This window comes from Bacillus sp. HMSC036E02, assembly GCF_001836235.1.
Taxonomy (GTDB): Bacteria; Bacillota; Bacilli; order Bacillales; family Bacillaceae_G; genus Bacillus_A; species Bacillus_A cereus.
The window spans coordinates 47452-60346 of the sequence record NZ_KV827829.1; the positions used below are offsets into that span (position 1 = coordinate 47452).

The window sequence follows — 12895 nt, forward strand, 5'->3', positions numbered from 1 at the left end:
ATGGGGATAGAAATCTATGAACTCTTTACAATTTAATCGTCATCGTCGTTTAAGACAAAGCGGGGGCATGCGTGCGCTTGTGCGTGAAACGTTTTTACATACGGAAGATTTTATTTACCCTATTTTTGTATTAGAAGGTGAAAATGTTCGTAATGAAGTTCCTTCTATGCCAGGCGTATATCAAATGTCTTTAGATTTATTGCAAGCTGAAATGCAAGAAGTTGTTGATTTAGGTATTCGTTCTGTTATTGTATTTGGTTTACCTGCTGAAAAGGATGAAGTTGGATCATCAGCATATTGTGATCATGGAATTGTACAACGTGCTATTCAGCAAATTAAAGGTGATTTCCCTGAGCTAGTAGTAGTTGCAGACACATGTTTATGTCAATTTACAAGCCATGGTCATTGCGGTGTAATTGAAGATGGTATTATTTTAAATGACGAGTCTCTTGCAGTTCTTGCGAAAACAGCTGTAAGTCAAGCGAAAGCAGGAGCGGACATTATTGCGCCATCAAACATGATGGACGGCTTTGTAACAGCAATTCGCCATGCATTAGACGAAAATGGTTTTGGACACGTGCCAGTTATGTCGTACGCTGTGAAATATTCATCAGCATTTTATGGACCATTCCGTGATGCTGCGCACGGTGCACCGCAATTTGGTGACCGTAAAACATATCAAATGGATCCGGCAAACCGTATGGAAGCATTCCGTGAAGCAGAATCAGATGTAATGGAAGGTGCAGATTTCTTAATCGTAAAACCAGCTCTTTCTTACTTAGATATCGTTCGTGATGTGAAAAATAACTTTAATTTACCAGTTGTCGCTTATAATGTAAGTGGTGAATATTCGATGATTAAAGCGGCAGCGCAAAATGGTTGGATTAATGAAAAAGAAGTTGTTCTTGAAAAATTAATTAGTATGAAACGTGCAGGAGCAGATTTAATTATTACGTATCATGCAAAAGATGCAGCAAGATGGTTACAAGAAGGAGGCGCTAAATAATGAAAAAGTTTGATAAGTCAATTGCAGCGTTTGAAGAGGCGCAAGACTTAATGCCTGGTGGCGTAAATAGCCCGGTTCGTGCCTTTAAGTCTGTTGGGATGAATCCGTTGTTTATGGAGCGTGGAAAAGGCTCTAAAGTATATGATATCGATGGGAATGAATACATCGACTACGTATTATCATGGGGTCCTTTAATTCATGGTCATGCAAATGATCGTGTTGTAGAAGCGTTAAAATCTGTTGCTGAAAGAGGTACAAGCTTCGGTGCACCAACAGAAATTGAAAATAAATTAGCAAAACTTGTTATTGAGCGCGTGCCATCAATTGAGATTGTGCGTATGGTTAACTCTGGAACGGAAGCGACAATGAGTGCACTACGTTTAGCTCGTGGTTATACAGGTCGTAATAAAATCTTGAAATTTATCGGTTGTTACCACGGTCATGGTGATTCGTTATTAATTAAAGCTGGTTCTGGTGTGGCGACTTTAGGTTTACCAGATAGTCCTGGTGTACCAGAAGGTGTAGCGAAAAATACGATTACAGTAGCTTATAACGATTTAGAAAGCGTAAAATACGCGTTTGAACAATTCGGTGATGATATTGCTTGTGTAATTGTAGAACCAGTAGCAGGAAATATGGGGGTTGTTCCTCCGCAGCCTGGATTTTTAGAAGGTCTTCGTGAAGTAACAGAACAAAACGGTGCATTGCTTATTTTTGATGAAGTAATGACAGGGTTCCGAGTAGCTTATAATTGTGGCCAAGGTTATTATGGCGTAACGCCTGATTTAACATGCTTAGGTAAAGTAATCGGTGGTGGTTTACCGGTAGGAGCATACGGTGGTAAAGCGGAAATTATGCGCCAAGTTGCGCCAAGCGGACCGATTTACCAAGCTGGTACTTTATCAGGTAACCCACTTGCAATGGCGGCAGGTTATGAAACGTTAGTACAGTTAACGCCAGAATCATATGTAGAATTTGAGCGTAAAGCTGAAATGTTAGAAGCTGGATTACGTAAAGCAGCTGAAAAACATGGCATTCCGCACCATATTAACCGTGCAGGCTCTATGATTGGTATTTTCTTTACAGATGAACCCGTTATTAATTACGATGCAGCAAAATCTTCAAACTTAGAATTCTTTGCGGCTTACTATCGTGAAATGGTAGAACAAGGTGTATTCTTACCGCCATCTCAATTCGAAGGTTTATTCTTATCGACAGCACATAGTGATGCAGATATTGAAGCGACGATTGCAGCAGCTGAAATTGCAATGTCAAAATTAAAAGCGTAATGTATTAGAGAAAATCGCTCTCCATAAGGGGAGCGATTTTTTTTATTCATAAAGTAAGCTTTCTGCACATAAATCTGTAATGACATATAGTTTGGGAGGGGGAAAAGAAGTGGCTGCAGATCATTCATTACGATTTTCATTAAAAGAATCTGTGTGGTTCCAAAAAGGACAGGAAGTCGAAGAACTTTTGTCAATTTCGTTAGATCCAGACGTTGAGATAGAAGAGCTTGATCATGAAGTAATCGTGAGAGGACAATTAGATTTAACGGGAGAGTATGTTGCACGAAAAGATGATTCGGCGTATTCATTAAGAGAACTATCGCCAGCAAAGTCAATTGATTATGTAGAAACAAGAGAAGATGGGGTTAATGAACTTGTACATTCCTTTCCACTTGAAATATCAATTCCGAGAAATCGAGTGAAAGTAATTGAAGAGCTATATGTATCAATCGAGGAATTTGATTATGAATTAAAGGAAAATGGTTGCTTACAATTATTAGCGGATATATCTATTACCGGTTTGTGTGATGAAGAGAGAAGCGAGGATGAAGTTGAAGAGGAAGAAACGGTGTATGCTGAGTTAGAAGAAGATTCAGCGCAAGAGGATGAAAATAGACCGGTGCCGCATGTAGAAGAACCGGCATATAAGGAGTCAGATGAGTGGGAAGATTACGCATTTGAACCGTTCCAATTAGAGGAAAGAAAAGAGCAGGAATTAGAAGAAGAGAAAATAGAAGAACATGAATTTGTGGAACGTGAAGAGGGGCAAGAAACAACGCCGCAATTTGAACTGTTCGGACGAAAAGATTTCAAGAAAGAAAAAGCGAAAAAGCAGGAAGAACAAGAAGAAGAGTACTCACAGCGAGATGAAAATGCGCTTTATTTAACAAAACTATTTACGAAAGAACCGGAAGAAGAATTTACAAAGTTAAGAATGTATTTCGTGCAAGAAGGAGATACAATTGAATCTATTGCAGACCGTTATGAAACGTCTGTACAAAATTTATACCGTGTTAATCAAACAGAAGATATATTTTTAAATACGGGGCAAATTATTTATATTCCCGTTTCAAGGGTAAAGACGAAATAAGGAAGTGAGTGTTTTCACTCACTTCCTTTCTTAGAGGCTATGTTTTGAATAGAAAGGGTTATTCGTATGGATATTGAGTTGCGAAATCACTATGAACCTATCGTGAGGCAATATAGATTGGATACGCAGCATATGGAAGAGCACGGAAATGTAATGAAAATTTATACGAATCAAGGTCCATATGCACTCAAGAAAATAGAAGGCAGAAAGTTAGAGCGGAATAACTTTCTGCATCATATTCAATATTTGAAGGAGAAAGGTTTTTCAAATTATGTACCTATATATCATGCGACGGATGGAAGTTATATTTTAAGTGACGGGACGTATAATTATTATTTAATGCCTTGGTTAGAACGTGCAGAAGGAAACGGTGAGGACAATGATCAATACCATAAAATGTTTCAGACACTTGGAACGTTGCATCAAAAAACTGTGAAGGAAGAAACGTATACGGAAGAAGATTTAGAAAAACATTATACAAGTATATCCGATCGTTGGGAAAATGATGGTGAGATGTTAGAAGAGTTTCTCGTAGAATCTGAATCAAAATGGTATATGTCCCCGTTTGAATTGCAATATTGTACGTACTATCATCATGTAATGAGAGCGCGTGAATTTGCAACGAAGCAATTAAATGAGTGGAACGATGCGATGAAAGAAAAAGAGAAAACGCGTATTACTTTTGTGCATGGTAATGTGTCACTTAATCATTTTTTATTTGACTATGAGCGGAATGGCTATTTTATTAGTTTAGAAAAATCGAAGTTTGCAACGCCTGTGCAAGATATAGTAGGTTTTTATTCACGGTCTTTAAACACATATCCAATCGCAAGAAGTGATCGGTTTGAATGGTTTCAAATGTATCAAAAAAATTTCCCTTTTACGAAAGAAGAGCAACTACTTATGTTTGCGTATATGACGTATCCATCGCAATTTATTCGGCAAATCCAGTCCTATAAGAAAAGAAGAGATAATCGCAACGAGGAAAATGAACTGCGCGGAGTAAAGAGTTTGCAACAATCGCATTGGCTCGTTAGCAATATAGAATATTTCCTGTCACAATTACAAGCTGCCCAGCAAGGGAACGGATAAAGTAAAGGCATTCCCCGCTGATGATTAGCCTTCACCAATTGGGCGTTTACGGGCACCAGGGCTCCCATCTAACTTCTTTGATTCAGCTGAGTTTTGAGGTGGAGGTCTTACTGCCCGCAAATAGCGGGGGAAAGAAGATAAGTAGAGGATTCTACTTATCTTCTTTTTTTTGCACGAAAAGCTGTAGTTTTAAATTTATCTTGACGAATAAGGTTTCGTTTTTTACACTATTGTATATAATAATTAACAATCATATAAATGCCTTGAAGGGGAAGAGTATAACATGAAACGTCTTCAGAGAGGAGAATCATTAGCTGGGAGATTCTCTAGATAGTTATGTTAGAAGGTAGCCCTGGAGCATCTTTTCTGAACGGAATAGTTCTTATTAGGAAAAGACGGATTTGTCCGTTATCAAATTAAGAGTATAAGCAAATTATGAATTTGTTTGTAAATAAAGGTGGTACCGCGATGTCCCTCGTCCTTTTTGGATGAGGGACATTTTTTATTTTAAGGAGGGAAAATAATGTCAAACACGGAAAAGAATTTACCAACTAAATATGATCATATGTCCGTTGAAGAAGGCCTTTATCAATGGTGGCTTGAAGGCAAATATTTTGAAGCAACAGGAGACGAGAAGAAACAGCCATATACAATTGTAATTCCACCTCCGAACGTAACTGGTAAGTTACACCTAGGTCATGCTTGGGATACAACTCTTCAAGATATTTTAACTCGTACGAAGCGTATGCAAGGATACGATGTGCTATGGCTTCCAGGAATGGACCATGCTGGTATCGCAACACAAGCGAAAGTAGAAGGAAAACTTCGTGAAGAAGGTATTTCACGTTACGATCTTGGCCGTGAAAAATTCCTTGAAAAAGCTTGGGAGTGGAAAGAAGAATACGCTTCTCACATTCGTCAACAATGGGGAAAAGTTGGTTTAGGACTAGACTATTCTCGTGAACGCTTCACATTAGACAAAGGTTTATCAGATGCGGTTAATAAAGTATTCGTTCAATTATACGAAAAAGGCTTAATTTACCGTGGTGAATATATCATCAACTGGGATCCAGCAACACGCACAGCTCTTTCTGATATTGAAGTAATTCATAAAGAAGTTCAAGGTGCATTCTACCATATGAACTATCCGTTAACAGATGGTTCTGGTCACATTCGTCTTGCGACAACTCGTCCAGAAACGATGCTTGGTGATACAGCAGTAGCAGTTCATCCCGAAGACGATCGTTACAAACATTTAATCGGAAAAACAGTTACACTTCCAATCGTAGGCCGTGAGATTCCGATTATTGCTGATGAGTACGTAGAAAAAGATTTCGGAACGGGCGTTGTAAAAATTACACCAGCTCATGACCCGAATGACTTTGAAGTAGGTAACCGTCATGACTTACCACGCATTTTAGTAATGAACGAAGATGGAACAATGAACGAAAAAGCTGGTAAGTATAACGGTATGGATCGTTTCGAATGCCGTAAAGAATTAGTGAAAGACTTACAAGAAGCTGGCGTATTAGTAGAAATCGAGCCACATATGCATTCAGTAGGTCATAGTGAGCGTAGCGGTGCAGTTGTTGAGCCTTATTTATCAACACAATGGTTCGTAAAAATGGCTCCACTTGCTGAAAAAGCAGTAGCGCTTCAACAAAAAGAAGAAGAAAAAGTAACGTTCGTACCAGAGCGTTTTGAAAACACATATTTACGCTGGATGGAAAATATTCATGATTGGTGTATTTCTCGTCAATTATGGTGGGGACACCGTATTCCAGCTTGGTACCATAAAGAAACTGGTGAAGTATACGTAGGTACAGAAGCACCAGCAGATATTGAAAACTGGAATCAAGATAATGACGTACTTGATACATGGTTCAGTTCAGCGTTATGGCCATTTTCAACACTTGGTTGGCCAAATGAAGATTCAGCAGACTTCAAACGTTACTATTCAACAGATGCACTAGTAACGGGTTATGATATCATCTTCTTCTGGGTATCTCGTATGATTTTCCAAGGTTTAGAGTTTACAGGAGAGCGTCCATTTAAAGATGTATTAATTCACGGTTTAGTTCGTGATGAGCAAGGTCGTAAAATGAGTAAATCTCTTGGTAACGGTATTGATCCAATGGATGTTATCGAGAAGTACGGTGCAGATGCAATGCGTTTCTTCTTATCAACAGGAAGTGCACCAGGTCAAGATTTACGTTTCAGCATGGAAAAAGTAGAATCTACTTGGAACTTCATTAATAAAATTTGGAACGCATCACGTTTCGTATTAATGAACATGGATGATATGAAGTATGAAGAAATCGATTTAACTGGTGAAAAATCAGTAGCAGATAAGTGGATCTTAACTCGCTTAAACGAAACAATCGAAAGCGTAACACGTAACATGGATAAATATGAGTTCGGTGAAGCTGGTCGTTCATTATACAACTTCATTTGGGACGATTTCTGTGATTGGTATATTGAAATGGCGAAACTTCCACTATACGGTGAAGATGAAGCAGCTAAGAAAACAACTCGTTCTATTTTAGCTTACGTATTAGATCAAACAATGCGTCTATTACACCCATTCATGCCATTCGTAACAGAGAAAATTTGGCAACATTTACCGCATGAAGGCGAGTCTATTACAGTAGCTGCGTGGCCAACAGTTCGCGAAGATTTACAAGATACGGAAGCTGCGGCAGAAATGCACCTTCTAGTTGATATCATTCGCTCTGTTCGTAACATCCGTGCAGAAGTAAATACGCCAATGAGCAAAAAAGTTCAAATGCAAATTAAAGCAAAAGATGAGGCTGTACTTGCTCAACTTACGAAAAACAGCTCTTACATTGAGCGTTTCTGTAACCCAAGCGAATTAACAATTCAAACGGACTTACAAGCGCCAGAAAAAGCAATGACTGCAATCGTATCAGGTGCAGAGTTATTCTTACCGTTAGCTGATCTTATCAATCTTGATGAAGAGAGAGCTCGTCTTGAGAAAGAACTTGAGAAGTTCGATAAAGAAGTAGAACGTGTACAGAAGAAACTTTCTAACCAAGGTTTCGTAGCGAAAGCTCCTGCAGCGGTTATTGAAGGAGAGCGTGCGAAAGAGCAAGATTACCTAGAAAAACGCGAAGCAGTTCGTCAACGTCTAGCAGATCTTGAAAAGTAAAAATGTTTTTAGAGACTCACTATATTGGTGAGTCTCTTTTCTTTGCGTATAATAGAACTATGAAAGTTGTCTTTTGAAAGGGGAAAAACATACGTGATACATACATACGAAGAAGCGATAGGGTGGATCCATAGCCGATTGAAATTTGGAATTAAGCCAGGATTAGAAAGAATGAGATGGATGTTAGAAGAACTTGGAAATCCAGAGCGTCATATAAAATGTGTTCATCTTGCTGGTACAAATGGAAAAGGTTCAACGTTAACATATATGCGTTACATGTTAGAAGGCGCGAAATATAAGGTAGGAACGTTTACCTCTCCTTACATCGAATCATTTAATGAACGCATTAGTGTGAATGGAACACCAATTGCAGACGAAGAGATTACTGAACTTGTAAAGATGGTAAAACCAGTCGTGGAAAAACTAGATGAAACGGATTTAGGGGAAGCTACAGAGTTTGAAATTATTACTGTTATGGCGATTTGCTATTTCGGTAAAGTCAATTTCTGTGATGTTGTTTTATTTGAAACAGGGCTTGGTGGACGTTTTGACTCTACCAATGTTATACACCCTGTCCTCACGATTATTACGAATATCGGTCACGATCATATGCATATTTTAGGAAATACACTAGGGGAAATTGCATATGAAAAGGCGGGGATTATTAAGTCTGGCGTGCCGGTAATTACTGGTGTACAAGATGAAGAAGCTTTGCAAGTCATTCAAAATGTTGCAAAGGAAAACCATGCAAACTTATACGAACTTAGCAAGCATTTTACAGCGTTACATAAACAGTCTAATGAAGATGGGGAACAGTTTGATTTTACTTGTCCTTTTTCCGCATTTGAAGATTTGCAAATCTCAATGAAAGGGATTCATCAAGTAGGAAATGCAGCGTTAGCACTTATGGCAGTAATGTATGTAAAAACATATTTATCATTTTTAATTGAAGAAGAGGAAATAAGAACGGGATTACTGGAAGCATATTGGATTGGGCGCTTTGAAAAGTTGCAAAGTAACCCGGATATTATTATAGATGGTGCTCATAATCCAGAAGGTATCGAAAGCCTTGTGAAAACAGTAGAAGCGCATTACAAAGATAAAAATGTAATAGTGTTATTTACTGCCCTTGGTGATAAACAATTACATAACATGGTAGGCCAATTAGAAACCATTGCAGATGAAATTATTTTTACAACATTCGCCTTTGATCGTGCTATTTCTGCTGATAAGCTTGCATCATATTCACAGAAAGAATCAAAATTAGTTTTTGAAAATTGGAAAGAGGCAATTGATACAAAAGTTGAAATGATAGCAGAAAATGATGTTTTTATCATAACAGGTTCTCTTTATTTCATTTCTGAAGTACGAAAATATATTCGCGAGAAAAACTAGATAGTCTTTGCTATCTAGTTTTTTTGTTCTACAAATGAAGTCAAATGCATACATATAAGATAAATATATAGGGTTATTTGGCGAATTCCTCTGACAAATATCTCGTTTTTTTATGAAATGAATATGATATGATGCGGACAACGATAAGAGGTGAGGTGTGAGTGTATGGACAAGCAATCACGAACGATCTCAGTGAAAGTGAATGGAACAGAAGCGAAGTATGAGGAAAAAAAGAAAGATGAATTTGAATGGATGGTAGTAGAAAGTGAACGACCGAAAAATGTTGTTCCGTTTCAAAAAGCGAAATCAATGTCTGTGGAAAAATACCGAAAGAAGTGGAGTAATACATTAATTGTAATCGTTGCAACTGCAATCATTATCGGTACAGCTTTTGGAATGGGGATGCTTCATTTACTTACTGGACAAGGAACGACAGGAGGAAGTGAAGTGACAGCTTCAAGGCCGACTGGAAATGGAGAATCAAAGGTGGGTGGAACGGCAGAACAAACACCAGCACCGAAAGAAGAAAAACAAAAAGCACAGGCAGGAACGTCATTGGATCCGATGAAATTATTTTTTGTTCAAGGGGGGCTTTATTCTTCTGAAGAAAAGGGACAGGCAGCTCTTGAAGAATGGAAAGGCAATGGGGGCATTGGTGCTTTGAGACCGAGCGGTGATAAGTATGCAATAGTTGTTGGTATTGCTAGCGATGAACAGTCTATAAATCAATTAATGACTAAGTATAAAAATGATGGTGTCTCCGTTTTAAAAAAGAGCTGGGATATAACAGATAAAGCATTGCTGAAAGATGATAAAGAAGTAGGGACATTTTTAACAAAAGTGCAGCCATTATACACTCATTTAGCAAAATATGCTTCTAGCGTACAAGTTGGTGGAAAAAGCAGCCAAAAAGATATAGAAGCAATTGAAAAAGAATGGAAAAAGGTTGAAAAAGAAGGGGAAAGTATGAAACGAGAAGAAGCAAAGAAACTGTATATGTATACGTCGGTAGCTGTACAAACAGTAAAAGATGGGAAGGTGGATAAGGAATCTTTGGCGAAATTAAATCAAGTTATTATTGATGGTTTACTCTCGTATGAAAAAATTGTTTCGTAGAAAGTGAAATGATAGGATAATAAAATGAGTAAGAAAGAAGTACATGTACTTCTTTCTTTTCTTTTGAATTTAGAGCAAAGTGCTTTCTCTATGACGGGAATATAATCGTATGCAATAAAGAAGTTTTATTTTAGTTAGAGAAATTAATATTTCTTTCATTTGTGGGCAAACTATTCCTTTGATACGATTAATATAAATTGTTCTGCTTCATGTGAGAAAGGAAGGAGAAAATATGAGAAAAATAATTTTAGCTTCAGGATCACCTCGGAGGAAGGAATTACTTGAGTTAGCTAGTGTGCCATTTGAAATCGTTGTAAGTGAAGTAGAGGAAACAATTGGTGCATATTCATCGCCTTCTGATATTGTAATGTCGCTTGCCTTGCAAAAAGCATCAGCGGTGGCAGAAAATAATAGTGATCACATTGTGTTAGGTGCAGATACAATTGTTACATATGAGTCGCGTATTCTTGGTAAGCCTTCTAATGAGGATGAGGCGAAAGAGATGTTACAATTACTATCAGGGAAAACACATGAAGTGTATACAGGTGTTGCGATTATAGCAAAAGAAAAAACGGTTACTTTTTATGAGCGTACAGAAGTTACATTTTGGGAGTTAACAGAAGAGGAAATTGATACATACGTCGCGTCGAAAGAACCTCTTGATAAAGCCGGTAGTTATGGGATTCAAGGTAAAGGATCTATTTTCGTTCAAAATATTCAAGGGGACTACTATAGTGTAGTTGGCTTACCGATCGCACGCCTCGTTCGGGAATTAAAACAATTTGATATTGATGTAACCCATGCGTAAAATTGCATGGGGTTTTCTTTGAGAGAACAAATAAAGGGGTGGAGAGATGAACGGTATTCGTGATGTTGTAAGAGAAGAACAGCCACGGGAGCGTTTATTGTTAGAAGGTGCTGGAAGTTTATCCAATCGAGAGCTTCTCGCAGTGTTACTCAGAACAGGTTCTAAAGAAGAAACAGTTTTAAAGTTGTCAGATAAAATTTTACACCAATTTGATGGCTTACGTATGTTGAAAGATGCAACATTAGAAGAGCTAATTAGTATACATGGTATTGGGATTTCAAAGGCATCGCAACTTATGGCAGCCTTTGAACTAGGCAGAAGAATGGTACGTTTAGAATATCAAAATAGATATAGTATTCGAAGTCCAGAAGATTGTGCGAAATACATGATGGAAGAAATGCGTTTTTTACAACAAGAGCATTTTGTTTGTTTATATTTAAATACAAAAAATCAAGTTATACATAGGCAAACGATCTTTATTGGAAGTTTAAACACGTCAATTGTACACCCGAGGGAAGTTTTTAAAGAAGCCTTCCGTCGTGCAGCAGCCTCTATCATATGTCTTCATAACCATCCCTCAGGAGATCCCACGCCGAGCCGTGAAGATATTGAAGTAACAAAACGCTTAGTAGAATGCGGCCAGATTATCGGAATTGAAGTGCTTGATCATATTATAATAGGTGACCATAAATTCGTGAGTTTAAAGGAAAAAGGTCATATTTAAGACTATGCTTTTTACTTATTTTGTTTTATAATGTGATTTATGAGTTTTTTGTAGAAATTTATCTACAAAAAGGATAAAGATATAAAAAACGTACTGTTTTTATAATATAAATTAAGAAAAAATGAGTCCGTGAAAACAAGAAAGGAAGATAAATAATATGTTTGGATTTGGTGGATTTACTCGCGATCTTGGAATAGACTTAGGAACTGCGAACACGCTTGTATATGTAAAAGGAAAAGGTGTAGTTTTACGTGAACCTTCAGTAGTGGCGTTACAAACTGATACGAAACAAATCGTTGCTGTAGGTAGCGACGCAAAACAAATGATTGGTCGTACACCAGGGAACGTTGTGGCACTTCGCCCGATGAAAGACGGTGTAATTGCTGATTACGAAACAACCGCAACAATGATGAAATATTACATTCAACAAGCTCAAAAATCAAACGGTTTCTTCTCACGTAAGCCGTATGTAATGGTATGTGTACCATCTGGTATTACAGCTGTAGAAAGACGTGCAGTAATCGATGCGACTCGTCAAGCGGGTGCTCGTGATGCTTATCCTATCGAAGAGCCATTTGCAGCAGCAATTGGTGCAAACTTACCTGTTTGGGAACCAACTGGTAGTATGGTTGTTGATATCGGTGGTGGTACAACAGAAGTTGCAATTATTTCTCTAGGTGGTATTGTAACAAGCCAGTCAGTCCGTGTTGCTGGTGATGATATGGACGATTCAATCATTCAGTACATTAAGAAAAGCTATAACTTAATGATCGGTGAAAGAACAGCTGAAGCATTAAAATTAGAAATTGGTTCTGCAGGCGAGCCCGAAGGTATCGAGCCTATGGAAATTCGCGGTCGTGATTTAGTAAGTGGTTTACCAAAAACAGTACTAATTCAGCCAGAAGAAATTGCAGATGCATTAAAAGATACAGTAGATGCGATTGTAGAATCAGTTAAAAATACGTTAGAAAAAACTCCACCTGAATTAGCGGCTGATATTATGGACCGCGGTATCGTATTAACAGGTGGCGGGGCATTACTACGTAATTTAGATAAAGTAATTAGTGAAGAAACGAAAATGCCAGTTCTTGTTGCAGAAGATCCATTAGATTGCGTAGCAATTGGAACAGGTAAAGCATTAGACAATATCGATCTTTTCAAAACTGCTGCTCGATAATATTGCAAAATAAAAATCAGTGAAATTAA

General features: G+C 37.8%; 10 protein-coding genes and 1 other annotated feature. All 10 genes read left to right on the plus strand.

The features are described from left to right. Positions 1–16 precede the first annotated feature (16 nt). The 10 genes from hemB (at position 17) to mreB (ending at position 12866) form a co-directional block, all read left to right on the plus strand. Positions 17–1006 (plus strand): porphobilinogen synthase, encoded by a 990-nt coding sequence (gene hemB, locus HMPREF2590_RS09185; RefSeq protein ID WP_001087065.1) that lies wholly within the window; start codon positions 17–19, stop codon positions 1004–1006. After that, entirely contained in the window at positions 1006–2295 is a 1290-nt protein-coding gene (gene hemL / locus HMPREF2590_RS09190) for a glutamate-1-semialdehyde 2,1-aminomutase (protein ID WP_000712943.1), read from the plus strand. The genes hemB and hemL overlap by 1 nt, the downstream gene beginning before the upstream one ends. 79 nt (positions 2296–2374) lie before the next feature. Beyond that, positions 2375–3385: a stage VI sporulation protein D gene (gene spoVID / locus HMPREF2590_RS09195; RefSeq protein WP_114556467.1), complete on the plus strand. Its 1011-nt coding sequence runs from the start codon at positions 2375–2377 to the stop codon at positions 3383–3385. Between the two features lie 66 nt (positions 3386–3451). Continuing rightward, entirely contained in the window at positions 3452–4477 is a 1026-nt protein-coding gene (gene ysxE / locus HMPREF2590_RS09200; protein ID WP_000350658.1) for a spore coat protein YsxE, read from the plus strand. A gap of 254 nt (positions 4478–4731) precedes the next feature. Next, positions 4732–4963 (plus strand) — a binding site (T-box leader). Between the two features lie 37 nt (positions 4964–5000). After that, positions 5001–7646: a valine--tRNA ligase gene (locus tag HMPREF2590_RS09205; RefSeq protein ID WP_000072250.1), complete on the plus strand. Its 2646-nt coding sequence runs from the start codon at positions 5001–5003 to the stop codon at positions 7644–7646. 93 nt (positions 7647–7739) lie between these two features. Further along, on the plus strand, positions 7740–9041 hold the full coding sequence (locus HMPREF2590_RS09210) for a bifunctional folylpolyglutamate synthase/dihydrofolate synthase (protein WP_000582068.1): 1302 nt from the start codon (positions 7740–7742) through the stop codon (positions 9039–9041). A 165-nt stretch (positions 9042–9206) separates the two neighbouring features. Continuing rightward, positions 9207–10157: a hypothetical protein gene (locus HMPREF2590_RS09215; protein WP_000361011.1), complete on the plus strand. Its 951-nt coding sequence runs from the start codon at positions 9207–9209 to the stop codon at positions 10155–10157. Between the two features lie 232 nt (positions 10158–10389). Then, positions 10390–10965 carry a Maf family protein gene (locus tag HMPREF2590_RS09220; protein ID WP_001226291.1) on the plus strand — a complete coding sequence of 192 codons (576 nt, stop codon included), beginning with the start codon at positions 10390–10392 and terminating at the stop codon, positions 10963–10965. Between the two features lie 46 nt (positions 10966–11011). Then, the gene (radC, locus tag HMPREF2590_RS09225; protein ID WP_001013391.1) at positions 11012–11689 is read left to right on the plus strand and encodes a DNA repair protein RadC; all 678 of its coding nucleotides are present in this window, start codon (positions 11012–11014) and stop codon (positions 11687–11689) included. A 157-nt stretch (positions 11690–11846) separates the two neighbouring features. Beyond that, positions 11847–12866, plus strand: a complete 1020-nt coding sequence (gene mreB / locus HMPREF2590_RS09230; RefSeq protein WP_000466736.1) for a cell shape-determining protein MreB — start codon at positions 11847–11849, stop codon at positions 12864–12866. The last annotated feature ends 29 nt before the right edge of the window (positions 12867–12895 follow it).